The organism is Puerhibacterium sp. TATVAM-FAB25, assembly GCF_046535855.1.
In the GTDB taxonomy this organism is placed as follows: domain Bacteria; phylum Actinomycetota; class Actinomycetes; order Actinomycetales; family Cellulomonadaceae; genus Puerhibacterium; species Puerhibacterium variabilis_A.
Window position 1 is genome coordinate 27665 of record NZ_JAXUAK010000012.1, and the last position, 23639, is coordinate 51303.

General features: G+C 73.4%; 23 protein-coding genes. 6 read left to right on the forward strand and 17 right to left on the reverse strand.

Annotated features, from left to right (window positions below):
- Positions 1-94 precede the first annotated feature (94 nt).
- Entirely contained in the window at positions 95-1420 is a 1326-nt protein-coding gene (locus U5M74_RS11755) for an ABC transporter substrate-binding protein (RefSeq protein ID WP_410909137.1), read from the reverse strand.
- A gap of 93 nt (positions 1421-1513) precedes the next feature.
- On the reverse strand, positions 1514-2593 hold the full coding sequence (locus U5M74_RS11760) for a LacI family DNA-binding transcriptional regulator (RefSeq protein WP_410909138.1): 1080 nt from the start codon (positions 2591-2593) through the stop codon (positions 1514-1516).
- Between the two features lie 235 nt (positions 2594-2828).
- On the opposite strand from U5M74_RS11760, the gene U5M74_RS11765 reads away from it, so the two are divergent.
- From U5M74_RS11765 to U5M74_RS11790, 6 genes are all read left to right on the forward strand, one after another.
- Positions 2829-3857 (forward strand): LacI family DNA-binding transcriptional regulator, encoded by a 1029-nt coding sequence (locus tag U5M74_RS11765; protein ID WP_410909139.1) that lies wholly within the window; start codon positions 2829-2831, stop codon positions 3855-3857.
- A gap of 206 nt (positions 3858-4063) precedes the next feature.
- Positions 4064-5371, forward strand: coding sequence for an extracellular solute-binding protein (locus U5M74_RS11770; protein ID WP_410909140.1), 1308 nt, complete (start codon positions 4064-4066; stop codon positions 5369-5371).
- A gap of 59 nt (positions 5372-5430) precedes the next feature.
- Positions 5431-6369, forward strand: coding sequence for a carbohydrate ABC transporter permease (locus U5M74_RS11775; protein WP_410909141.1), 939 nt, complete (start codon positions 5431-5433; stop codon positions 6367-6369).
- Entirely contained in the window at positions 6366-7268 is a 903-nt protein-coding gene (locus tag U5M74_RS11780) for a carbohydrate ABC transporter permease (RefSeq protein WP_410909142.1), read from the forward strand. The genes U5M74_RS11775 and U5M74_RS11780 overlap by 4 nt, the downstream gene beginning before the upstream one ends.
- Complete coding sequence (locus tag U5M74_RS11785) at positions 7265-8191, forward strand: aldo/keto reductase (RefSeq protein ID WP_410909143.1); 927 nt, start codon at positions 7265-7267, stop codon at positions 8189-8191. The genes U5M74_RS11780 and U5M74_RS11785 overlap by 4 nt, the downstream gene beginning before the upstream one ends.
- Positions 8192-8238: 47 nt before the next feature.
- Complete coding sequence (locus tag U5M74_RS11790; protein ID WP_410909144.1) at positions 8239-10263, forward strand: beta-galactosidase; 2025 nt, start codon at positions 8239-8241, stop codon at positions 10261-10263.
- Positions 10264-10266: 3 nt separating this feature from the next.
- On the opposite strand, the gene U5M74_RS11795 is transcribed toward U5M74_RS11790, so the two are convergent.
- From U5M74_RS11795 to prmC, 15 genes are all read right to left on the reverse strand, one after another.
- Positions 10267-11529 carry an N-acetylglucosamine-6-phosphate deacetylase gene (locus U5M74_RS11795; RefSeq protein WP_410909145.1) on the reverse strand — a complete coding sequence of 421 codons (1263 nt, stop codon included), beginning with the start codon at positions 11527-11529 and terminating at the stop codon, positions 10267-10269.
- 64 nt (positions 11530-11593) lie between these two features.
- Positions 11594-12289 (reverse strand): endonuclease NucS, encoded by a 696-nt coding sequence (gene nucS, locus U5M74_RS11800; protein WP_410909146.1) that lies wholly within the window; start codon positions 12287-12289, stop codon positions 11594-11596.
- 82 nt (positions 12290-12371) lie between these two features.
- Positions 12372-12788: a DUF2550 domain-containing protein gene (locus U5M74_RS11805; RefSeq protein WP_410909147.1), complete on the reverse strand. Its 417-nt coding sequence runs from the start codon at positions 12786-12788 to the stop codon at positions 12372-12374.
- Positions 12789-12799: 11 nt separating this feature from the next.
- A complete protein-coding gene (locus U5M74_RS11810; RefSeq protein WP_069982899.1) occupies positions 12800-13084 on the reverse strand; it encodes a F0F1 ATP synthase subunit epsilon in 285 nt (94 codons plus the stop codon).
- A 118-nt stretch (positions 13085-13202) separates the two neighbouring features.
- Entirely contained in the window at positions 13203-14684 is a 1482-nt protein-coding gene (gene atpD / locus U5M74_RS11815) for a F0F1 ATP synthase subunit beta (RefSeq protein WP_410909148.1), read from the reverse strand.
- A gap of 70 nt (positions 14685-14754) precedes the next feature.
- A complete protein-coding gene (locus tag U5M74_RS11820) occupies positions 14755-15651 on the reverse strand; it encodes a F0F1 ATP synthase subunit gamma (protein ID WP_410909149.1) in 897 nt (298 codons plus the stop codon).
- A 3-nt stretch (positions 15652-15654) separates the two neighbouring features.
- Entirely contained in the window at positions 15655-17280 is a 1626-nt protein-coding gene (gene atpA / locus U5M74_RS11825) for a F0F1 ATP synthase subunit alpha (protein ID WP_410909150.1), read from the reverse strand.
- A 97-nt stretch (positions 17281-17377) separates the two neighbouring features.
- Entirely contained in the window at positions 17378-18193 is an 816-nt protein-coding gene (locus U5M74_RS11830) for a F0F1 ATP synthase subunit delta (RefSeq protein WP_410909151.1), read from the reverse strand.
- Positions 18193-18777, reverse strand: a complete 585-nt coding sequence (locus U5M74_RS11835; RefSeq protein WP_410909152.1) for a F0F1 ATP synthase subunit B — start codon at positions 18775-18777, stop codon at positions 18193-18195. Before U5M74_RS11835 ends, U5M74_RS11830 begins: the two co-directional genes overlap by 1 nt.
- On the reverse strand, positions 18777-19007 hold the full coding sequence (locus U5M74_RS11840; RefSeq protein WP_069982893.1) for an ATP synthase F0 subunit C: 231 nt from the start codon (positions 19005-19007) through the stop codon (positions 18777-18779). Before U5M74_RS11840 ends, U5M74_RS11835 begins: the two co-directional genes overlap by 1 nt.
- Positions 19008-19124: 117 nt before the next feature.
- Entirely contained in the window at positions 19125-19928 is an 804-nt protein-coding gene (gene atpB / locus U5M74_RS11845; protein WP_410909153.1) for a F0F1 ATP synthase subunit A, read from the reverse strand.
- A 221-nt stretch (positions 19929-20149) separates the two neighbouring features.
- The gene (locus U5M74_RS11850) at positions 20150-20638 is read right to left on the reverse strand and encodes a hypothetical protein (RefSeq protein ID WP_410909154.1); all 489 of its coding nucleotides are present in this window, start codon (positions 20636-20638) and stop codon (positions 20150-20152) included.
- On the reverse strand, positions 20635-21906 hold the full coding sequence (locus U5M74_RS11855; RefSeq protein WP_410909155.1) for a glycosyltransferase family 4 protein: 1272 nt from the start codon (positions 21904-21906) through the stop codon (positions 20635-20637). Before U5M74_RS11855 ends, U5M74_RS11850 begins: the two co-directional genes overlap by 4 nt.
- Positions 21903-22664 carry an L-threonylcarbamoyladenylate synthase gene (locus U5M74_RS11860; RefSeq protein WP_410909156.1) on the reverse strand — a complete coding sequence of 254 codons (762 nt, stop codon included), beginning with the start codon at positions 22662-22664 and terminating at the stop codon, positions 21903-21905. The genes U5M74_RS11855 and U5M74_RS11860 overlap by 4 nt, the downstream gene beginning before the upstream one ends.
- Positions 22661-23584, reverse strand: coding sequence for a peptide chain release factor N(5)-glutamine methyltransferase (gene prmC / locus U5M74_RS11865; RefSeq protein ID WP_410909201.1), 924 nt, complete (start codon positions 23582-23584; stop codon positions 22661-22663). Before prmC ends, U5M74_RS11860 begins: the two co-directional genes overlap by 4 nt.
- Positions 23585-23639 lie beyond the last annotated feature (55 nt).

Sequence of the window (23639 nt, forward strand, 5' to 3'; positions counted from 1 at the left end):
CGAGGCGGCCTGCGGGCGGCCTCCAGGCGGCCCGCAGGTCGCCCGCGGCGCGGACCGGGCGGGGGCGGCCGGCGTCGGCCGCCCCCGCGCCGGGTCACTCGCCGGTCAGGTCGGACTTGCCCTCGACGTAGGCGGACTCGAGCCCGTCGAGCACCTCGGCGGGCGCCTTCGACTGGTTCACCAGGGACTGCAGCTGGCTGACGACGACGTCGTAGTAGCCGGGCACCGGCCAGTCGGGGTAGAACGCCAGGCCGTCCTGGTCGAGGATCGCCTGGAAGTTCTCGGTGAGCTCCTTGGTGCGCTCGTCCGTGATCGTCGAGGCGTCGCCGGCCACGGGCAGGCCGCCCTTCTCCGCCAGGACGTCCTGCACCTCGGGACGCAGCGTGATGTCGATGAACTCCTCGGCCAGCGACTTCGAGTCGGCGTTGGCCGGCACGACCCACAGGTTGCCGGACGAGCCAGGGTGCAGCGTGTTGCCCGGGAAGTTGAACTGGCCCCAGTCGTCCTGCATCTCGGTGGCCAGGCGGCCGAACCACCAGGAGCCGGAGACCATGATCGGGTAGGTGCCGTTGATGAACGACACGCCCATGTCCTCGGCCGTCAGCGCCGCCGAGTCGGGGGCGATGTAGCCGGCCTTGATCCACTCGTCGAGCTTCTCGGTGGCGGCGGTCATCTCCGGGCCGTGGAAGTCCACGTCGCCGTCGAACAGCTGGTACTGGTCGACCAGGCCGCGGTCGGCGTTCGCGAGCACCAGCTCGTACCACAGCTGCCCCAGCGGGTACTCGGCGCCGGCCTCGGCGAGCGGCGTGATGCCGGCGTCCTTGAAGGTCTGCAGCGCGGCCTCGAGCTCCTCGAGGGTGGTGGGCACCTCGACGCCGTGCTCCGCGAACATCGCCTTGTTGTAGTAGACCTGCACGAACTCGCCGTAGTTCGGCACGCCGTACCACTCGCCCGAGCCCATGAGCCCGTTCTCGTCGTACGTCGCGGTCGTCTGCAGCGAGCCGGGCAGCTTGTCGGCCCAGCCCTTCTCCTCGGCGACGTCGGTGAGCGGCGCGAGCAGGCCCTGCGCCGCGAGCTGGCCGGCGGTGGCGTTGCCCTTGTTGTACTCCATGACGTCCGGCACGTCGTCGCCGGTGAGCACGATCTTGGCGTTCTTCTGGATCTGCTCGAACGTCTGCTTCTCGACGACGACCTCGACGTCCGGGTGCTCCTCCTCGAAGATCTCGATGGCCCGGGCCCAGGCCTGGCCCATCGCGGAGTCGTCGTTCTCGTAGTGCCAGATCGTCAGCGTCGAGTCGTCGGTGTCGCCACCGCCGCCGGCGACGTCACCGCCGCCCGTGCCTCCACCGACGCACGCCGTCAGGGCGAGCGGCAGCACCGCCAGGGCGGCGATCATCGAGCCCTTGCGGGTTCGCTTCATCGCGGGTCCTCCTCGTCGAGTCCGGCCGGGGCCGGGGTCCCGGGCCGTGGCCCGGTGGGATGGACGCGGCCCGTCGTCGGGTCGCGGGGTGCGTCAGGACGACGCGGGGTCACCGTCGACGGCGCTGCCCGGGCCGTCGGGGTGGGTGCCGGGCGCCGCGCCGGGGGCGGGCGCGACGCTGCCCCCGGGCTCGAGGGCGCACGGGATGAGCACGTCCGGCGTGGCCGGGCGGCTGGCGTCCACCAGCGACAGGAGCTTGAGGACGCCGAGGCGTCCGAGCTCCGCGCCGGGGGCGTGCATGGTGGTCAGGGGCGGGTTGCTCATCTCGCCGACGCCCGGCGAGGTGACGATCGACAGGATCGACATCTGGTCCGGCACGTCGATGCGCCGGGCCTGCAGCTCGGCCATCACGCCGAAGGTCGCGATCTCGTTCATCGTGACCAGCGCGGTCAGGCCCGGCTCCAGCGCGAACAGCTCGCCGACGGCGGCGCGGCCGGCGCGCGGCGACTCGTCGCTGTGCACGACCACCGGCTCCAGGCCGCGGGCGCGCATCGCCGCCTCGAAGCCCTCCTGCGCCCGGAAGGTGGGCGCGTAGCCGGCCTCGCGGCTGGCGAGCGAGTGGTTGACGAAGCCGATGCGCCGGTGGCCGAGGCCGGCGAGGTGCGCGACGGCGTCCTCGGTGGTCCGCTCGAAGTCGATGTCGACGCTGGGGCGGTCCGCGAGGTCCCGCGTGCGGCCGATCATCGTGTACGGGACGCCGGCCTCCTGCAGGGTGTCCACCCGAGCGTCGTCGAGCGAGACCTCCATGAGCAGGACGCCGGCCGCCATGCCCTGGCGGACCAGGTCGCGGATCTCCGGGGCCTGGGTGGTGCGGAAGGGCCACAGCACGAGGTGGTGGCCGTTCTCCCGCGCCGTGACCGCCGCAGCGTCGACGAACTCGGCGACGGTGCCGCCGAGCCCGCGCTCCATGGCCGGGTAGATGAGGGCGAGCACGTTGCTGCGCCGCGAGGCGAGGCCCCGCGCCATGGCGTTCGGCTGGTAGCCGAGCTCGGCCATGGCCTCCTCGATGCGGCGGCGCGTCTCCGCCGAGACCGGCCGGGTGCCCGAGAGGGCGTAGGAGACCGTGCTCAGCGAGACCTGCGCGCGCTGCGCCACGTCCTGCATCGTCGCCATGCGGTCACCTCCCCGTGTCGTGGGCGTCGTCGTCGTGCCCGGGCCGCCCCCGACGCACATGGTCGAAGCGTTTCGTCGAAGCGCTCCGTCGAAGCGCTTCGAAACCGTCGACGAGTATGCGGGCGCCCGACCGCGGCCGTCAACTCCGCACGATCCCGCGTCGCTCCGCGGCGAGAGCATCCCCTGCGCACCGGCACAATGGAGCCGCTCATCATCGGCGGAGGGACGGTGCGTCATGGCCACGATCGAGGACGTCGCCAAGCGGGCGGGGGTCGCCGCGTCGACCGTCTCGTACGTCCTGTCCGGGAAGCGCTCGATCTCCCCTGCGACGCGGTCGCGCGTGGAGCAGGCCGTCGCCGAGCTCGGGTACCACCCGCACGCGGGTGCGCGGGCGCTGGCCTCGTCGCGCACCGACGTCCTGGCACTGGTCGTACCGCTGCGGCTCGACGCCGACGCCTCCCTGCGCGGTGACGTGGACGTCAACGTCATCATGCAGTTCGTCGCCGGCGTCCTCCCCCGCGCCCGGGCCCTGGGCTACGACGTCCTCCTACTCACCGACGACGACCCCACGGCGCTCGGCCGGGTGTCGGCCGGCTCGTCGGCGGACGCGCTGATCGTCATGGACGTGGAGAGCGAGGACGCGCGCCTGCCCGGCGTCGCGCGCTCCCGGACGCCTGCCATCCTCATCGGCATGCCGGCCGACCCGCACGGCCTGAGCTGTGTCGACTTCGACTTCGAGGGCGCCGGCCGTCTGGCGGTGCGCCACCTGGCTGAGCTCGGCCACCGGCGCGTGGCGCTCGTCGGGCCGCCGCCCGTCGTGCTGGAGCGGCACACGTCGTACGCCGACCGGATGCTGCACGGCCTGCGCACCCAGTCGCACACGGCGGGCGTGGAGTTCCGGCTCACGCTGACCACGGCTCGCCGCGACTCGGTCGCCGCCGCGCTCGCCGAGGCGCTGGACGGGCCGACGCCCGCGACCGCGCTCGTCGTGCACAACGAGGCGGCGCTGCCCGCCGTCCTGGACGTCCTGCGCGACCGCTCGCTGCGGGTGCCCGAGGACCTGTCGCTGGTCGTGGTGTGCCCGCCGAACATCGCCGAGCAGCAGGTCGTGCCGCTGACGTCGATCGAGATCCCGGCGCAGAGCATCGGCGGGGCCGCGGTCGACATGGCGGTCGCCACGCTGCGCGGCGAGCTCGAGCCCCAGACCCGGCTGGTCCGCGCCACCCTGACGGACCGCGGGAGCACCGCCGCTCCCCGCGGCTGAGCGGACGGCGCCACACACGGGGCCCCTTCTTCGTCGAATCGCTTCGACGACAGAGCGCCCCACAACGCTGGCCACCGCTGACCTGAGGATTCGCGGGCACCGATTGACAGCACGACCTGGCGCGGCCATGATCTCGTCCACTATCGAAGCGCTTCGCCACCGTCGGCCGAATAGCGCTTCTGCAGCACGTCAAGGGAGATGTGAGCATGCGCAAGACAGTCACCGCCGTCGCCACCGCCTCCGCGCTCGCCCTCGTCCTCGCCGCCTGCTCCTCGGGCGGCGACGGCGACGGCGGCGCAGCGGCGGAGGGCGACGGCCCCATCACCCTCGACTACTGGGCATGGGGCACGGCGCAGCAGCCGATGGTGGACGCGTGGAACGCGTCCCACCCGGACGTCCAGGTCAAGCTCACCGACGCCGGCGGGGGCACCGACTCCTCGGCGAAGCTGGTGACCGCCACCCGCGCCGAGAACGCCCCGGACGTGGCGATCGTCGAGTACAACACCCTGCCCGCGATGATCGTCGCCGGCGTCGCCGCCGACATCTCGCAGCACGTCGACGGTCTCGACGCCGAGTTCGCTCCCGGCGTGTGGAACCAGGTCACCTTCGACGGCGCCACGTACGGCGTCCCGCAGGACGCCGGCCCCCAGGCCCTCACCTACAACCAGGCACGGTTCGACGAGCTCGGCATCGCGGTCCCCACCACCTGGGAGGAGTTCGCCGCGGCGGCCGAGAAGGTGCGCGAGGCCGACCCGGAGGCCTACATCACGACCTTCGCCCCCGCGGAGTTCGGCGGGTTCGCCGGGCTCGCCCAGCAGGCCGGCGCCGAGTGGTGGTCGGTCGAGGGCGACGCGTGGTCGGTGAACTTCGACGACGAGTCCTCCGTGGCCGTCGCCGACTACTGGCAGGACCTCGTCGACCGCGACCTCGTCCTCGCGGAGCCGCTGCTGACGCCCGAGTGGAACGCCAAGCTCAACGAGGGCAAGATCCTCTCCTGGCCCGCCGGGCTCTGGGCCGCCGGCGTGCTGTACGGCGTCGCCGAGGACAGCGCGGGCGACTGGGCCATGGCGCCGCTCCCGCAGTGGGAGGAGGGCGACTCCGCGGTCGCCTTCCAGGGCGGCTCGGCCGTCGTGGTGACGACGTCGGCGGAGCACCCCGAGGCCGCCGCCGAGTTCGCCCGCTGGATGGGCAGCAGCGACGAGGCGGCGGCGGCGCAGATCGAGCAGGGTCAGTACCCCGCCTCGCTCGCGGGCCAGGAGCTCACGCTCGAGAGCGACCCTCCCCTGCTGATGCCGCAGCAGGACGACTACTGGCAGGTCGCGGCCGACATCACGCAGGACACGATCCCGGAGATCAGCTGGGGCCCGAACGTCAACGTCGCCTCCAGCGCCTTCCAGGACGCCATGTCCAAGGCCGTGACGAACGGGACGCCGCTGCGCGACGCGCTCACCGAGACCGAGGACGTCGTCGTCGCCGACATGGAGAAGACCGGCTTCGAGGTCACGCAGAAGTGACCCCCCGCGGGGCCGGCGGCGCGCGCCGCCGGTCCCGCCGCACGAGAGGAACCACCGAGATGAGCCTCGTCACCGAAGCCGCGGCGGTCACGTCACGCCGGACCCGCAGGCGCTGGGGAGCACCCTGGCTCTTCCTCCTGCCGGCCGCCCTGCTGTTCGTCGCCTTCCTCGCGATCCCCGTCGGCTACGCGCTGTACCTGAGCTTCCGTGGGCTGCGCGTCACGGGCGGCGGCCCCTTCGGCGCCCGCCAGGAGACCTGGGTCGGTCTCGACAACTACGCCGCGGCGTTCACCGACCCCGAGTTCCTCGCGGGCTTCGGCCGCCTCGCGATCTACGGGATCATCGCCGTCCCGCTGACGCTCGGGCTCGCGCTCACGTTCGCGCTCCTGCTCGACCTCCCCCGGGTGCGGGGGGCCCGCTTCTCGCGCACGGCGATCTTCCTGCCGTACGCCGTGCCGGGCGTCGTGGCCACGCTGCTGTGGGGCTTCCTCTACCTGCCGTCCACCAGCCCTGGCAACTGGCTCCTGCGCTCCGTGGGGCTCGAGGGCCCCGACATGCTGCACGGCGGCATGCTGTACCCGTCGGTCGCGAACATCGCGATCTGGAGCGGCGTCGGGTTCAACATGATCATCCTGTACACGTCGCTGCGGGGCATCCCGTCGGACGTCTACGAGGCCGCCCGGCTCGACGGCGCGAACGAGTGGCACATCGCGTACCGCATCAAGATCCCCCTCGTCGGGCCGGCGCTCGTGCTCACCGGCCTCTTCGCCCTCATCGGCACGCTCCAGGTCTACGGCGAGCCCACCACGCTGCGTCCGATGACGAGCGCGATCTCCCAGACCTGGGTGCCGCTGATGACCATCTACCGCGACGCGTTCACCCGTGACGACCTCTCGCTGGCCGCGGCGTCGTCGGTCGCCCTCGCCCTCGGCACGCTCGTCGTGTCCGTCGTCCTGCTGCGCGTGACGCAGAAGCGTTCCTTCGGAGAGTCCCGATGAGCACCGTCGCCACCACGCCCCGGCCGGCCCCGACCCGGCGCCTCGCCCCCGACGGGCCCCGCCCCGCGTCACGACACGCGGCCGTCCTGCCGACGGTGGCGCTCCTGCTGGGCGCCCTCTACTGCCTCGTGCCGGTCGCATGGGTTCTCGTCGCCTCGACGAAGTCGAGCTCGGAGCTCTTCTCGACGTTCACGTTCCTGCCCGGCTCGGGGCTCCTCGAGAACCTCCGCGACCTCCTGGCATACGGCGACGGGCAGTACCTGCAGTGGGTGCTCAACAGCATCGTCTTCGCCGGCGTCGGCGCGGTCGCGTGCACCCTGGTCTCGACGATGGCCGGCTACGCCCTCGCGAAGTACGACTTCCCCGGACGGCAGGTCGCGTTCTACGCGATCCTCGGCGGCGTCCTGCTGCCGGGGATCACCCTCGCGGTGCCCCAGTACCTGCTCATGTCCAAGGTGGGGCTCGCCGGGACGTACTGGTCGGTGCTGCTGCCCTGCCTCATCTCTCCGTTCGGCATCTTCCTCGCCCGCGTGTACGCGGCGTCGGCCGTCCCGACCGAGACGATGGAGGCCGCACGCATCGACGGCGCGAACGACGCCCGCATCTTCGCCTCGGTCGCCCTGCCCATGCTGGTCCCGGGGATGGTCACCGTCTTCCTGCTGCAGTTCGTGGGCATCTGGAACAACTTCCTGCTGCCCTTCATCATGCTGTCGGACGAACGGATGTATCCCCTGACCGTCGGGCTGTACACGCTGCTGTCGAAGGGTTCGGGCACCCCGTCCCTCTACAGCCTGGCGATCATCGGCGCCGCCGTGGCGATCATCCCGCTCGTCGTGATGATGCTCGTGCTGCAGCGCTACTGGCGCCTCGACCTGATCAGCGGAGGTCTCAAGGGATGAGCCCTCTGGACGAGGTGCACGACCTGGGTGGCACGGGCCTGCGGGTACCCGCCGTCGTCCTCGGCACGGCGGCGCTCGGCAGGCACGTCGAGCGGGACGCGGCCCACGAGGTCCTCCGTCGCGCCGCGCACGCGGGCTGGCGCACGTGGGACACCAGCAACGAGTACGGGGACGCCGAGTCGCGGATCGGCGCGGTGCTGCCGGGCATCGAGGGCGCGGTGCAGGTGTTCACCAAGGTGGACCCCGCACCGGGGACCACCGACTTCTCCGGTGCGCGCGTGCGCGCCTCCGTGCAGGAGTCGTTGGACCGCCTCGGCGTCGGCCGTCTGCCGCTGGTGCACCTGCACGACCCGGAGCGCACGCCGTTCGAGGAGGCGATGGCGCCCGACGGCCCCGTCCGCGCCCTGCTGGCGCTGCGTGACGCCGGGACCGTCGGCCACGTCGGCGTCGCCGGCGGGCCGGTCGAGCTCCTGCGCCGGTTCGTGCGCACCGGAGAGTTCGAGGCGGTGGTCACCCACAACAGGTTCACGCTCCTCGACCGCTCCGCCGAGCCGCTGCTCGACGAGTGCGCCGACCGGGGCGTGGGCCTGCTCAACGCCGCACCCTTCGGCGGAGCCGCGCTGGCCACCGACGACGGGCCGGTGCGCGACTACCACTACCGGCCCGTCGACGACGTGCAGCGCGAGGCCGTCCTGCGGATCCGCGCGATCGCCGCCGACGCGGGGGTTCCGGTCGGCGCGCTCGCGCTGCGCTCGAGCACCCGGGACCCGCGCGTCGCGGGGACGATCGTCGGCGTCTCGTCCCCCGCCCAGCTGGAGCAGGTGCTGGCCTGGGCGGCGCTCCCGGTCCCCGACGGGGTCTGGGACGAGCTCGACGCCGTGCGGCCCGGCCCGTCGCACTGGGCCGGGCCGCACGGCCGCTGATGCATCCCGCGAGCGGACAGCCCGCCCACCGAGCCGAGGAGTCCTCCATGCCCGACCACGTCACCCGCCTCCACTTCGGCGGGGACTACAACCCTGAGCAGTGGCCGCGCGACGTGTGGGTCGAGGACATGGCGCTCATGCGGCGCGCCGGCGTCGACACGGTGACCATCGGCGTCTTCTCCTGGGCGCTGCTGGAGCCCCGGGAGGGCGAGTACGACGCGGCCTGGCTCGACGACGTCGTCGGCATGCTCGACGAGGCGGAGGTCGGTTTCTTCCTCGCCACACCGACGGCCTCCCCGCCGCCGTGGTTCACCCGAGCGCACCCCGACGCCCTGCCCGTCCGTCCTGACGGGACCCGGCTCACGCACGGGTCGCGCGACACCTACGCGATCAGCGCACCGGCCTACCGGCAGGCGGCACGGCGCGTGGCCCGCTTCCTCGCCGAGCGGTACGGGGACCACCCCCGCCTGCGGGGGTGGCACGTCCACAACGAGTACGGGACCCTCGACCACGGGCCGCACGCCGAGGCCGCCTTCCGGTCCTGGCTGCGCCGCCGGTACGGCACCCTGGCCGCGCTGAACGACGCGTGGTGCACCGCGTTCTGGTCCCAGCACTACGGCGACTGGGCCGACATCACGCCGCCTCGTGCCACGCAGTACCTCGCCAACCCTGCACAGGTGGTGGACTTCCGGCGGTTCTCCTCCGACGAGATGCTCGCGGCGTTCCTCGAGCAGAAGGCCGAGATCCGCGCCGCCGGCTCCGCGGCGCCGGTGACCACCAACTTCATGCTCCCCACCTGGAACCACCTCGACCAGTGGGCGTGGCGCGAGCACCTCGACCTCGTGTCCGTCGACCACTACCTCGACACCACCGGCCCCGACGGCGAGGCGCACGTCGCCTACGGCGCCGACCTCACCCGGTCCTGGGCCGGCGGTCCGTGGCTGCTCATGGAGCAGAGCGCGAGCGGCATCCGCGTCGGCGACCGCCAGGCGTTCAAGGACCCTGACCGGATGATCCGGAACTCCCTGGGGTACGTCGCGCGCGGGTCGCAGGGCGCGCTGTTCTTCCAGTGGCGCGCCTCGCTCGGCGGCGCGGAGACGTGGCACAGCGCGCTCGTGCCGCACGCCGGGGCCGACAGCCGGGTCTTCGACGGCGCCGTCCGGCTCGGCGCGCTGCTCGACCGCATCGGCGAGGTCGCCGCACCGCCCGCCGACGGACCCGTGGTCGAGGCGGACGCCGCCGTCCTCTGGGACGCGAACGGCTGGTGGTCGCTCGAGACCTCGCACCTGCCTCACGACGGCCTGGACTACGCGAGCGAGGTGCGTGCGACGCACCGTGCGCTGTGGCGGGCAGGGGTCGCCGTGGACTTCGTGCCGCCCGGCGGTGACGTCTCGCGGCACCGCGTGCTGTTCGTCCCCAGCCACATGGCGATGGACGCCGGGACGGCCGCCTGGCTCGCCCGGTACGTCGAGTCGGGCGGCCACCTGGTCGTGGGCCGCTTCACCGGTGTCGCGGACGAGCACCAGCGCGTCGTCCCCGGCGGGTACCCGGGCGTCCTGCGGGACCTGCTCGGCGTGCGGGTCGAGGAGCTGCGCCCGCTGGGTGACGGCGAGACGCTGGCGCTCAGCGACGGCTCGGTGGTCGAGCAGTGGACCGAGCGGGTGCACCTCGCGGGTGCGGAACCGGTCGCCACCTACGCCGAGGGCGACCTCGCGGGCGGCCCGGCCGTCACGCGCCGCGCCGTCGGGTCCGGCTCGGTCACCTACCTCTCGACCCGGCTGGTGCAGCGGTCGCTCGACCGGTTCGTCGCGAGCCTCCTCGCCGAGCACGGCGTCGCGGCGGCCGTCCCCGCCGCCGTCGGCACCGGGGTGGAGGCCGTCCGCCGTCGTGCCGCGAGCGGCAGCTACCTCTTCCTGCTGCACCACGGCGACCGTGCCGTGCGCGTGAAGGGACCGGGGCTCGACCTGGTCGAGGACGCCCGCACCGACGACGGGATCGTGCTGGAGCCCGGGCAGGTCGCGGTCGTCCGGGAGGACGAGGCGGCGGCGGCCTGGTCCGTCACGCCGCTGTGACCCTCAGGCGACCGGCACGCCCGCGCGCAGCACCTGCACCGGCCGCAGGTCCGCGTCGGTGACGAGCACGTCCGCGCGCCGCCCCGGCACGAGGCCGCCGACGTCGTGCCGGCCGAGCACGCGCGCGGGCACCCACGACGCCGCCCGCACCGCGTCGGCGAGCGGCACCCCCGCCTCCACCGCGGTGCGCACGACGTCGAGCAGGTGCGCGGTCCCGCCGGCGATCGAGCCGCCGTCCGGGTCCTCGGGGTCGGTCAGCCGGGCGACGCCGGCGCGGACGGTCACCGCCATGGGGCCCAGCTCGTAGGTGCCGTCGGGCATCCCGGCGGCGGCCATCGCGTCGGTGACGAGCGCGACCCGGTCGGCGCCCAGGGTCGCCATCACCGAGCGGACCGTGGCGGGCGCGAGGTGCACGCCGTCACCGATGAGCTCGGCCACGAGGTCGCCGCGGGCCGCGGCGGCCAGGCACGCCGCCACCGGCCCCGGCGCCCGGTGGTGCAGGGGCGGCATGCCGTTGAACAGGTGCGTCGCGGTCATCTCCCGCGCCGGCCCTCCCCCGGCGGCGGTCGCGCGCAGCGCCCCCGCCACCTGTGCCACCAGCGCGTCGGCCTGCTCGGTCGTGCCCGCCGTGTGACCGAGCGACGGCACGACGCCCTCGGCCACCAGCGCCTCCGCCGCGCCGCCGGGGCCGGCGACGCCGGGCACCTCCGGCGCCACGGTCATGGTGCGCAGGTGCCCGCGCGCCGCCCGGGCGAGCTCGCGCACGAACCCGGTGTCGCCGGCCGCGAGGTGCTCGGGGCTCTGCGCGCCGCGCCGCTCGTACGACAGGAACGGCCCCTCGGCGTGGATCCCGGCGATCTCCCCCGCCTCGGCCAGCCCGGCGAGCAGCTCGGCCCGCGCGAGCAGCGTCTCGCGACCGGCCGTCACCAGCGAGGCCAGCATCGTCGTCGTGCCGTGCCGCAGGTGCTCCGCCACGGCGACGCGCGCCTCCTGCGGCGTGGTCGCGTCGGGGAAGCTCGCCCCGTGCCCGCCGTGGTTGTGCAGGTCGACCAGGCCGGGCAGGAGCGTGGTCCCCGGCGCGGGCGCCCCCGCGGCGACGGCCGCCACGACGTCGGGCGCCGCGCCCGCGCGCAGGACGTCGCCGACCGACCCGGCCAGCACGATGCGGTCGCCGTCGAGGACGACGACGCCGTCGTCGACCACCGCGTCGGGGGTGACCACGCGGCCGCGCAGGACGACGGTGCCGGTGGAGGAGGTGCGCGTCATGGCGCCATCCTCCCGCACGCGGGGCGCGGTGCGGGGCAGCGCCAAGCCGGCCGGCGCCGGGCCGTCAGAAGAGGCGCGAGTCGACGTCGTCGACGCCGCGCATGGCGTCGTAGTCGAGCACCACGCACGCGATCCCGCGGTCGGTGGCGAGCACCCGGGCCTGCGGCTTGATCTCCTGCGCGGCGAACACGCCGCGCACCGGGGCCAGCAGCGGGTCGCGGTTGAGCAGCTCGAGGTAGCGGGTGAGCTGCTCGACGCCGTCGATGTCGCCGCGGCGCTTGATCTCGACGGCGACGGTGGCGCCGGTGGCGTCGCGGGCCAGGATGTCGACCGGGCCGATCGCCGTCATGTACTCGCGGCGCACCAGGGTGTGCCCGTCGCCGAGGAGGGCGATCTGCTCGGCGAGCAGCTGCTGCAGGTGCGCCTCGACGCCGTCCTTGACCAGGCCGGGGTCCACGCCGAGGTCGTGGCTGGAGTCGTGCAGCACCTCGTGCAGCTCGATCTCGAGGCGGTCGTCGGACTTGGCGTGCTGGACGGTCCACACCGCGGTGACGCCCCGCTCCCGCGCCGCGTCGTCCGGCTCCCCCGCCCGCAGGGTGCAGGGCGGGCTCATCCAGTTGAGCGGCTTGTAGGAGCCCCCGTCGGAGTGCAGCAGCACGCTGCCGTCGGCCTTGACGACGACGAGGCGGGTGGCCAGGGGCAGGTGGGCGGTCAGGCGGCCCGTGTAGCGGGCCGAGCACTGGGCGACGACGAGGCGCACAAAGCTCCAGCGGTCGGTCGGGTGGTGAGGGAAGGGTGCGGCGGTAGGGCCGCGGGCCGGGCGCCCGCGGGCGCCGGGTGCGTCAGAGCACCAGGTCGCGGCGGCCGGGCGGGGCGGCCTCGAGCCACGAGGCGAGGCCGGAGTAGGCGCCGGTCGACATGGACAGCTCGAAGTCCGTCCCGTCGTACCGGCAGCGCACGAGGTACTGGTCGGGCTGGCCGGCCTGGTCCAGCGGGACCCGGCCGGTGACCTCGAGCCGGTCGCGCGACCAGGTCCGCGCCGGCCGCGGCGCGAGCGACCAGCAGCGGTACCAGTCGATGCGCCCGACGGCGTAGTGCGCGATGCCCAGGGTGAACGCTGCGCTCGGGTCGGCCGCCCGCGCGTGGCACGGGAAGGACCCGACCCGGTGGGACAGCGCGCGCAGCCGCCACGCGCCGGTCGCCGCCAGGAGTGCCAGCAGCGCGACGACGGCGATGGCGACCCAGGCGGCGAACGGCACGGCGGTGAACCTCAGGCGAGGCGGGACTCGGCCGGGGCCACCGGCTCGATGTCGTCCGCGACGATCGTCACCAGGTTGTCGTCCACGGAGACGAAGCCCCCGCTGACGTGCACCTCGACGGACTCGCCGTGCGACGTGCTGACCTTGACGGTGCCCGGGCGCAGCACCGCGAGCAGCGGCGTGTGGTTGGCGAGGATGCCGACCTGGCCGTCGACCGACGGCGCGCTCACCTGGTCGGCCGTGCCGGACCAGACCTTGCGGTCGGTGGCCACGAGGTCCACGCTCAGCTCTGCCACAGGGGAACTCCTCTCGGGGGCGGCGCCCCGCGTCGCGCCGGTCGGCGGACGGCGGAGCGCCGTGGGTTGTCCGGCGTCCGGCGGGCCGCTCTCGCGAGCGGCCGGCCGGACGGGGGCGTCAGGCGCCGTACTCCTTCTGGATGCGGGCCCAGTTGCGCTCGAGGTCCTCGAGGCCACCGATGTTGTAGAAGGCCTGCTCCGCGATGTGGTCGAACTCGCCCTCGGCGATCTTCTTGAACGCCTCGATGGTCTCCGACAGCGGCACGGTGGAGCCGGCGACGCCGGTGAACTTCTCCGCCATGTACGTGTTCTGGGAGAGGAACTGCTGGATGCGGCGCGCACGCGCGACGATCGTCTTGTCCTCCTCCGAGAGCTCGTCCACACCGAGGATGGCGATGATGTCCTGCAGCTCCTTGTTGCGCTGCAGGATCGACTTCACCTGGGTCGCGACCTCGTAGTGCTCCTGGCCCACGTAGCGCGGGTCGAGGATGCGCGAGGTCGAGGCCAGCGGGTCCACCGCCGGGTACAGACCCTTCGACGCGATCTCGCGGGAGAGCTCCGTCGTCGCGTCCAGGTGGGCGAACGTCGTCGCCGGCGCCGGGTCGGTGTAGTCGTCGGCCGGGACGTAGATCGCCTGCAGCGAGGTGATCGAGTGGCCGCGCGTCGAGGTGATGCGCTCCTGGAGGATGCCCATCTCGTCGGCGAGGTTCGGCTGGTAGCCCACGGCGGAGGGCATGCGGCCGAGCAGCGTCGACACCTCGGAGCCCGCCTGCGTGAAGCGGAAGATGTTGTCGATGAACAGCAGCACGTCCTGCTTCTGGACGTCGCGGAAGTACTCCGCCATCGTCAGGCCGGTCAGGGCGATGCGCAGGCGCGTGCCCGGCGGCTCGTCCATCTGGCCGAAGACCAGGGCCGTCTTGTCGAAGACGCCGGCCTCCTCCATCTCGTGGATGAGGTCGTTGCCCTCACGGGTGCGCTCGCCGACGCCCGCGAACACCGACACACCGCCGTGGTCCTGGGCGACGCGCTGGATCATCTCCTGGATGAGGACCGTCTTGCCGACGCCCGCACCACCGAAGAGGCCGATCTTGCCACCCTGCACGTACGGGGTGAGCAGGTCGATGACCTTGATGCCGGTCTCGAACATCGTGGTCTTCGACTCGAGCTGGTCGAAGGCCGGGGCCTTGCGGTGGATGGGCCACCGCTCGGTCACCTCGAACTGCTCGCCCTCCTTGAGGTTGAGCACGTTGCCGGTCACGTCGAACACGCGACCCTTGGTGATGTCGCCGACCGGCACCGAGATCGGGGCGCCGGTGTCGGTGACGAGCGCACCGCGCACCAGGCCGTCGGTGGGCTTGAGCGCGATGGCGCGCACGAGCGAGTCACCGAGGTGCTGGGCGACCTCGAGGGTCAGCGTGAAGGTCTTCTCGCCCTCGCCCTGCGAGGAGAGGTCGATGTCGACCGTGAGCGCGTTGTAGATGTCGGGGATCGCGTCCTCGGGGAACTCGATGTCCACGACGGGGCCGATCACGCGCGCGACACGGCCCACGCCGGGACCGCTCTGGCGCTCGACCGGGGCTTCCACGGTGGTGGCGGTCATTGCTTGCCTCGCTTCGAAAAGGTCGTCTGGGTGTCAGTCTGGTCGTCGCGCGACGGCGTGCGGTGGTCCGCTACGCCGACGCGGCGAGGGCGTCGGCACCCGAGACGATCTCGCTGATCTCCTGGGTGATGTCCGCCTGGCGCGCCTGGTTGGCCAGCCGCGTGTAGGTACGGATCAGGTCTTCGGCGTTGTCCGTCGCCGTGTGCATCGCCCGCTGGCGCGAGGCGAGCTCGGACGCGGCCGCGTCCAGCAGGAAGCTGAAGATGCGGCTGCGCACGTAGCGCGGGAGCAGCGTGTCGAGCACGACCTCGGGCGACGGCTCGAAGTCGTACAGCGGCGCGACGTCGCCCTGCTCGGAGACGCCCTCGACCACCTCGAGCGGCAGCAGCCGCGCGACGCGAGGGCGCTGGGTGACCATGTTGACGAACTGCGTGTAGACCACGTGCAGCTCGGCGACGCCACCCTCGTCGGCCCGTGCCATGAACCGGCCGAGGAGCGTCTCCGAGATCTCCTCGGCGTCCTCGGCCGACGGGCGCTCGGAGCCGTACGACCACTCGCCGGCGAGCTGACGCCCGCGGTAGCGGTAGTACGAGATCGCGCGGCGGCCCGTGGCGTACAGCTCGACCTGCTTGCCCTCGCGCTCGAGGCTCTCGCGCAGGCGCTCACCCTCGCGGATGATCGCCGAGGAGTACGACCCGGCCATGCCGCGGTCCGAGGAGACGACGAGGATCGCCACCCGGTTGGTGTCGTTGCGCGCGCTCGTCAGCGGGTGCTCGACCGACGCGTGGGTCGCCACCGCGGACACGGCCCGCGTGATGGCCTGCGCGAAGGGCGTCGCCGCCGCGGTGCGCGCACGGGCCTTGCCGATGCGCGACGCGGCGATGAGCTCCTGCGCGCGGAACATCTTCTTCAGCGACTGCGTCGACTTGATCCGCTGCTTGTAGACGCGCTGGGATCCTCCGGCCATGCGTCAGGCCTTCTTGCCCGTGACGATCTGCTCCTGCTCGACCGTCACGTCGACGTCGCTCTCGCCACCCACGAGCGGCGTGCTGTCGCTCTTGACGAACTCACGGCGGAACTCGTCGACGGCGGCGGCGAGCGCGGCCTCCGTGTCCGACTCCAGCTTGCCCGTGGACGCGATGGTGGTCAGGACGTCCGTGCGGCGACGCATGTGGTCGAGCAGCTCGGACTCGAAGCGCTTGATGTCCTCGAGCGGGACGTCGTCCAGCTTGCCCTTGGTGCCGGCCCAGATGGACACGACCTGCTCCTCGACCGGGTACGGGGTGTACTGCGGCTGCTTGAGGAGCTCCATGAGCGCGGCGCCGCGGGCCAGCTGGCCGCGGGAGGCCGCGTCGAGGTCGGACGCGAACATCGCGAACGCCTCGAGCGAGCGGTACTGGGCGAGCTCGAGCTTCAGCGTGCCGGCGACCTTCTTCATGGCCTTGATCTGGGCGTCGCCGCCGACGCGGGACACCGAGATGCCGACATCCACGGCGGGACGCTGGTCGGCGTTGAAGAGGTCGGACTGCAGGAAGATCTGGCCGTCCGTGATGGAGATGACGTTGGTCGGGATGTACGCCGAGACGTCGTTCGCCTTGGTCTCGATCATCGGCAGACCGGTCATCGAGCCCGCACCCAGCTCGTCGCTCAGCTTCGCGCAGCGCTCGAGCAGGCGGGAGTGCAGGTAGAACACGTCGCCGGGGTACGCCTCGCGGCCCGGCGGGCGGCGCAGCAGCAGCGACACGGCGCGGTAGGCCTCGGCCTGCTTCGACAGGTCGTCGAAGATGATCAGGACGTGCTTGCCCTGGTACATCCAGTGCTGGCCGATGGCCGAGCCGGTGTACGGCGCCAGGTACTTGAAGCCGGCGGGGTCGGAGGCCGGGGCGGCGACGATCGTCGTGTACTCCAGCGCGCCGGCGTCCTCGAGGGCGCCGCGCACGGAGGCGATGGTCGAGCCCTTCTGGCCGATCGCCACGTAGATGCAGCGGACCTGCTTGGTCGGGTCGCCCGACTCCCAGTTCGCCTTCTGGTTGATGATCGTGTCGATCGCGATCGCGGTCTTGCCGGTCTGGCGGTCGCCGATGATCAGCTGACGCTGGCCGCGGCCGATCGGGATCATCGAGTCGATCGCCTTGATGCCGGTCTGCAGCGGCTCGTGCACCGACTTGCGCGCCATGACGCCGGGCGCCTGGAGCTCGAGGGCGCGGCGGCCCTCGGTCGCGATCTCGCCGAGGCCGTCGATCGGGTTGCCCAGCGGGTCCACGACGCGGCCGAGGTAGCCCTCGCCGACCGGGACGGAGAGCACCTCGCCCGTGCGCCGGACCTCCTGGCCCTCCTCGATGCCGGCGAACTCGCCGAGCACGACGGCACCGATCTCGCGGACGTCCAGGTTCTGCGCGAGGCCGAGCGTGCCGTCCTCGAAGCGCAGCAGCTCGTTGGCCATGGCGCCCGGCAGGCCCTCGACGTAGGCGATGCCGTCCGCGGCGTAGGTGACGCGACCGACCTCTTCGGTCGCCGCGCCCGTGGGCTCATAGGACTTCACGAAGCTGTCCAGAGCGGCGCGGATCTCCTCCGGCCGGATCGTCAGCTCAGCCATTGTTCTGCTCCTGTCGTGGCCGCAGGATCGGCGGCCTCACGTTCGTTGTCGGTGCCGGGGGTCCGCGTCGGACGCGGGCCGGCTGTGCCTCGTGGGATCAGCCGGCCAGCCGGCGACGCGCGTCGGCCAGGCGGGACAGCACGGTGGAGTCGACGACGTCGGCGCCGACCTGGATGCGCAGGCCGCCCAGCACGGACGGGTCCACGGACACGTTGAGCTGGACGGGACGGCCGTACGACCGCTCGAGCAGGGCCCCGAGCCGGTCCGTCTGCGCCTGCGTGAGCACGACGGCGCTGGTGACGGAGGCCACCAGGCGCTTGCGGCGCTCCGCGACCACCTCGCCGATCTCGGTCAGCGCCGCGACGAACCGACGGCCGCGCAGAGCGGTCGTCGCACGCCGGGCCAGGACGAGGGTCGCGGCGTCCGCCTTGCCCTCGAGGAGCGCGTCGACGAGCGCGGCACGGCGCCGCGGGTCGGTCGACGCGTCGGACAGCGCCTCGCGCGCCTCGCGGGCACCCGACAGCGCCCGCGTGACGCGGAACAGCTCGTCCTCCACGGCCTCGAGCGCGCCGCGCGACTCGGCCGCGGCGAGGACCGCGTCCACGCCGAGCCGCTCGACGGCGTTCGCCAGGTCCGCCTCGGCCGACCAGCGCGAGCGGGCCAGGCCCGCCACGAGGTCGACCACGCGCCCGTCGAAGCCGCCGGCGAGGACGCGCGCCACGACGGCCGCCTTCTCCTCGCCCGGCGTCGACGGGTCGGAGAGCGTGCGGCGCAGGGCGCCCGACGAGTCGAGGGCGTCGACGACGACGAACAGCTGCTCGCCGAGCGTCAGGCCCGCGTCACCCGCGTCGCGCAGCACCGGCTCGAAGCGCTCGCGCGCCGCGGCCAGCGATGCTCCGCTCGTTCCCCGCATCAGCTCTCCTTGCCCGAGGCGGCGGCCGCCGTCTGCGAGGCCTCGAGCGAGTCGAGGAAGCGGTCCACCACGCGCGACTGGCGCGCGGAGTCGTCCAGCGACTCACCGACGATCTTGGACGCCAGCTCGGTGGCGAGCTCGCCCACCTCGGCGCGCAGCTGCACGGCCGCGGCCTGGCGCTCCGCCTCGATCTGGCGGTGCGCCGTCTCGGTGATGCGAGCAGCCTCCTCGCTCGCCTTGACGCGCAGCTCGGCGACGATGGCCTTGCCCTCCTCGCGCGCCTCCTCGCGGGTCTTCGCCGCGTCGGAACGGGCCTCGGCGAGCAGGCGCTGCTGCTCCTCCAGGGCCTGGTCCGCCGCCTCCTGCGCCTGGGCCGCCTTGGCGATGCCGCCCTCGATCTTCTCCGCGCGCTCGTCGAGCACCGCCTGCATGCGGGGCAGGATGAGCTTGTAGAACGCGAAGGCGATGATGACGAGCACCACGGCCGACCACAGCAGGTCGTACGAGGCGGGCAGGAACAGGTCGATGCCCTGCGGGCCCTCCGTCTGCGCCACCACCACGGCGGCGCTAGTCAGCGCCGTCATCACACGAAGAGGAAGCCGGCGACGAGACCGAGCAGGGCGAGCACCTCGACGAACGCGACACCCAGGAACATGGTGGCGCGCAGCTGGCCGGCGACCTCGGGCTGGCGAGCCATGCCCTCGATCGTCTTGCCGATGAGGATGCCGAGGCCGATGCCCGGGCCCGTGGCGGCGAGACCGTAGCCGACCGCGTTCAGGTTGCCCGAGACCTCGGCGAGAGTGGTGACGTCCACTTGCTTTCCTTCCGGTTGGCGTCGGCCCGGTCGGACCGACGTCGGCTGGGTGCGGCGGGCTTCGCTGCGCCCGTCGCGGGTTTCAGGTGGTGCGAGGAGCGCCGCCCGAAGGAGCGGTCAGTGCTCCTCCTCCAGCGACATGTTGATGTAGACCGCGGCCAGGAGGGCGAAGATGTACGCCTGCAGGAACGCGACCAGCAGCTCGAACAGCGTCATGAAGATGCCGCCGCCCAGCGTGAGCACGCCGAAGGCCCGGAGCGCGCCGTCCGCCTCGAGGAGGAAGAACTGCGTCGCCGCGAAGCACAGGACGAGCATGATGTGGCCGGCGACCATGTTGGCCACCAGTCGCACCATGAGCGAGCCCGGCCGGATGACCAGGAGCTGCAGCAGCTCGATCGGCGTGAGGATGAAGTAGATCGGCCACGGGACGCCCGGGGGGAACAGGTTGTTCTTCAGGTACCCGCCGAGGCCGTGCTTCTTGATGCCCACGGCCCAGTAGGTCACGAAGACCCACAGCGCCAGCAGCAGCGGCACGCCGATGCGCGAGGTGACGGCCAGGTTCAGCCCCGGGATGATGCCCGTGAGGTTGAACGCCAGGATCGTCAGGAAGATCGTCGTCAGCATCGGCAGGAACCGGCGGGCGTTCGCCTTGCCGAGGACCTCCTCCGCGATCTGCACGCGCACGAAGTCGAGCAGGAACTCGACGCCGGCCTGGAACCGGCCCGGCACGAGGCGGGCGCGACGGGCGGCGACGATGAAGACCGTCAGCAGCGCGATCGTCGCGACGATGCGGATGATCCAGTGGCGGTCGATCTGGAAGACCGTGCCCTCGAAGAGGATCGCGTCCGGGAAGAAGTCCGCGATCGTCGGCGCGTGGAAACCACCCTCACCTTCGTCGGCGGCGAGAAGCAGGGTGTTCACTGACGTGGACAGGAGGACTCCCGTTGGTCAGAGGTCCGAGTCGCCGCTGTGCGGGCACGCCATCGGACCTGGCCGTCATGGATTCGCCGGTAACTCTACCGGATGTTCGGGGATGCCCGGACCCGGTCTTGCCAGGTCCCCGGCGGAAAACCGGGGCTTGTGAACGAAGGCACGAGCGGCGGCGGGGCCGGGCCCGCCGGGACGGGCCCGGCGGGGGTCGGTCAGGCCTGGACGTAGGGCACGCGGCCCCGCTGCACGGCCCGGTAGTCGAGCAGCGCCGAGCCGATCGCCCCCACGGCCAGCACGGCGATCAGCACCCACCGGTCGTAGAAGTCCTGGCCGCGCAGCACGGCGAGCACCACGACCAACACCACGATCTTGGCGATCCACGAGCCCATGACCACGGCGCCCGTGGCCGCCGGGCTCGCGCCGACGGTGCGCGCCATGGACCAGATGGTCACGCCGCAGAAGAACGCCGCGAGCGCGACGCCCACGAGGGCGCCCCACACGCCGGCCGCGCCCGAGACCAGCACCCCGACGACGACGCCGACCACCGCGAGACCCGCCAGCAGCAGCAGGGTGTCGCGCAGCGCGGTGCGCAGGACGCGCCGCTCGGGCTCCCCGCGGTCGGGGGCGGCGGCGGGCTCGCCGGCGGCGTGCGTCGGGTCCGGGGTGGGCTCGGCGGGCCGGGGGTCGGGAGAGGTCGTCACCGGGGGCGTCCTTCGGTCGTGGTGGTGGGGACGGGGCCCGGGGGCACCGGGCTGGCGGGGTCGGTCGCAGGCGGTTCCACGACCAGGAGCGGGGCGGGTCCGGCGCCGGGCGCCGGCACGACGCCGGCCACGGGCTCGGCCTCCGCCAGCGCGGCGCTGGTGGCGACGTCGTCGTCGAGGAAGCGCCCGCGCGTGCGCAGCGGGCCCAGCGTGGCGGCCAGGGCGGCGACGACGGCGACGGCGATCCCGACCAGCACGCCGGTCCAGTGCCACTGCACCAGCGCCGCGGCGCCGAACGAGAACACCGCCGTCCACACGTAGAGGATGACGACGGCGCGGCGGTGCGAGTGCCCCAGCGCCAGCATCCGGTGGTGCAGGTGCATGCGGTCCGGGTGGAACGGCGACTTGCCGGCGGCCACGCGCCGGACCACCGCCATGCCCATGTCCAGCAGGGGCAGCAGCACCACGGCGATCGGCAGCAGCAGCGGGATGAAGGCGGGCACGTTCGCCGCGCCGGACGTGGACAGGTCGACCCGGCCCGTCACGGAGATCGTGGCGCCGGCGAAGACGAGCCCCAGCACCATCGACCCCGAGTCGCCCATGAAGATCCGCGACGGGAAGAAGTTGTGCGGCAGGAAGCCGAGGCACGCCCCGACGAGCACGGCCATGGTCATGGCCGACAGGTCGGAGTAGTCCATCGGGCTCTGCTGCGCGGTCAGGCCGTAGGTGTACAGGAAGAACGCGGTGCCGCCGATGGCGACGATCCCCGCCGCGAGCCCGTCCAGGCCGTCGACGAAGTTCACGGCGTTCATCGCGACGACGATGATCAGGACGGTCACGAACAGCGACACCCGCGACGACGGGATGGTCAGCGTGCCGGGGATGGGCCAGGTCACGAGCTGGACCTGCATGACCGCCATGAAGCCGGCCGCGAGCACCTGGCCGGCCAGCTTGGTCATCCAGTCGAGGTCCCAGATGTCGTCGGCCCAGCCCAGGACGGCGACGATGACCGCTCCCCCGACGATGCCCCACACCTGGGGCTCGTCGAAGACCCGCTCGAGGAACGGCATGTGCGAGGCCACCAGGACCGCCACGACGATGCCGAGCAGGATCGCCAGGCCGCCGAGGCGCGGCGTCGGGAGCGTGTGGACGTCGCGGTCGCGCACCGCCGAGATGGCGTTGGTGCGGCGCGCGAGCCAGCGGGCCGCGGGTGTCGAGAGGTAGGTGACGGCCGCCGCGACCAGCATCAGCAGGACGTACGCCCTCACCCGGCGGCCCCGGCGGGACTCTCGCCGGCCTCGCCGGCGGCGGCCGGGGCCTCCGCGGCGGGCTCGGCGCCCTCGGCGGACGCCTCGACAGGCGCCTCCGCGGCGGGCTCCTCGCCCGGGCCGAGCACGTCGGGCACCACGGCGCGCAGTCGCTCGAGGCCGATCGCGCCCTCGCGCACCACCCGGAAGGGCGTCACCGTGGCGTCCACGATCGTGGAGGCCACCCCGCCGGGGGCGGTGCCGCCGTCGAGGTAGACCGCGACGGAGTCGCCGAGCTGCTCGCGCGCGGAGGAGGCGTCGAGCGCCGACGGCCGGCCGGTGCGGTTGGCGCTCGAGACGGCCATCGGACCGGTGCGGCGCAGCAGCGCCAGGGCGGCCGGGTGGTCGGGCATGCGCAGAGCGACGGTGCCGCGGGTCTCGCCGAGGTCCCACTGCAGCGACGGCTGGGCCCGCAGGATGATGGTGAACCCGCCCGGCCAGAGCTCCTCGACGAGCCGGCGCGCCCCGTCCGGCACCTCGGTGGCCAGGCCGTCCAGCGTGCGGGTGTCCGGCACCAGCACGGGCGGCGGCATCTGGCGGCCGCGGCCCTTGGCCGCGAGCAGGGCCGCGACGGCGGCGGCGTCGAAGGCGTCCGCCCCGATGCCGTAGACGGTGTCGGTGGGGAGCACGACGAGCCCGCCGCGCGAGACGGTGTTGACCGCCTCGTCGAGGGCCGGCCCCCAGGTGTTCGGGTCGGTGACGTCCTGCACGCTGCTCACGGCCTCCAGTCTGGCACGTCAGGGGGCACGGACGAGGCGTCGCCCCGGCGGCGCGCGACGACCATGCGGGGGCGCCCGGCCAGGTCCGAGCGGGTGCTCGCCGGGCCGAACGCGGGCCCCCCGCCGTCCCGGACGGCCTCGACCATCGCGCGCGCGGCGGCGTCCTGCACCTCGGCGTGCTCCATGACGTACAGCCCGCCCGGGCGCAGCAGGCGCGCCGCGGCGGCGGTGACGCCGCGCGGCACCTCGAGCCCGTCGGGACCCAGGCCGTACAGGGCGACGGCCGGGTCGTGACCGGCGACCTCGGGGTCGCGGGGCACGGCGTCCGGCGGCACGTACGGCGGGTTGGACACCACGACGTCGACCCGCCCGTCGAGGTCGCGCAGCGCCGTGCGCGCGTCGCCGCGCACGAGGCGGACCGCCGACCCGCTCGCGGCGGCGACCGCGGCGACGTTGCGCTCGGCCCAGCCGTGGGCGGCCGCGTCGAGCTCGACGGCGTGCACCTGCGCCGCGGGGACCTCCGTGGCCACTGCGAGGGCGATCGCGCCGGAGCCGGTGCACAGGTCGACGACGACCGGGGCCGCGCCGCGCGCCTCGGCGAGGCGGCGGGCCTCGTCGACCGCGACCTGCGCGACCTGCTCCGTCTCGGGGCGCGGCACGAAGACCCCGGGCCCGACGGCGAGCTCGAGGTGGCGGAACGGCGCCGTGCCGACGAGGTGCTGCAGCGGCTCGCGCCGCGCCCGCCGGTCGACGACGGCGGCGAACGTGGCCGGCGCGTCGCCCGGCAGGGCCGCGTCCAGGACCGCCAGCCGGCGCAGCTCGCCCCGGTCGGTGCCGAGCGCGTGCGCGAGCAGCAGCTCCGCGTCGGTGCGCGGCGACGGCACCCCCGCCGCGGCGAGGCGGGCGGCGGCCCACCGCACGGCGGCGCCCGCCGTCGTCGGCACGGGCGACGACGGCACGGGCGACGACGGCTGC

Coding starts and splice junctions, on each gene's coding strand:
- U5M74_RS11755 (WP_410909137.1), bottom strand. CDS start 1,420: ATGAAGCGAACCCGCAAGGGCTCGATGATCGCCGCCCTGGCGGTGCTG.
- U5M74_RS11760 (WP_410909138.1), bottom strand. CDS start 2,593: ATGGCGACGATGCAGGACGTGGCGCAGCGCGCGCAGGTCTCGCTGAGC.
- U5M74_RS11765 (WP_410909139.1), top strand. CDS start 2,829: ATGGCCACGATCGAGGACGTCGCCAAGCGGGCGGGGGTCGCCGCGTCG.
- U5M74_RS11770 (WP_410909140.1), top strand. CDS start 4,064: ATGCGCAAGACAGTCACCGCCGTCGCCACCGCCTCCGCGCTCGCCCTC.
- U5M74_RS11775 (WP_410909141.1), top strand. CDS start 5,431: ATGAGCCTCGTCACCGAAGCCGCGGCGGTCACGTCACGCCGGACCCGC.
- U5M74_RS11780 (WP_410909142.1), top strand. CDS start 6,366: ATGAGCACCGTCGCCACCACGCCCCGGCCGGCCCCGACCCGGCGCCTC.
- U5M74_RS11785 (WP_410909143.1), top strand. CDS start 7,265: ATGAGCCCTCTGGACGAGGTGCACGACCTGGGTGGCACGGGCCTGCGG.
- U5M74_RS11790 (WP_410909144.1), top strand. CDS start 8,239: ATGCCCGACCACGTCACCCGCCTCCACTTCGGCGGGGACTACAACCCT.
- U5M74_RS11795 (WP_410909145.1), bottom strand. CDS start 11,529: ATGACGCGCACCTCCTCCACCGGCACCGTCGTCCTGCGCGGCCGCGTG.
- atpD (WP_410909148.1), bottom strand. CDS start 14,684: ATGACCGCCACCACCGTGGAAGCCCCGGTCGAGCGCCAGAGCGGTCCC.
- U5M74_RS11820 (WP_410909149.1), bottom strand. CDS start 15,651: ATGGCCGGAGGATCCCAGCGCGTCTACAAGCAGCGGATCAAGTCGACG.
- atpA (WP_410909150.1), bottom strand. CDS start 17,280: ATGGCTGAGCTGACGATCCGGCCGGAGGAGATCCGCGCCGCTCTGGAC.
- U5M74_RS11830 (WP_410909151.1), bottom strand. CDS start 18,193: ATGCGGGGAACGAGCGGAGCATCGCTGGCCGCGGCGCGCGAGCGCTTC.
- U5M74_RS11835 (WP_410909152.1), bottom strand. CDS start 18,777: ATGACGGCGCTGACTAGCGCCGCCGTGGTGGTGGCGCAGACGGAGGGC.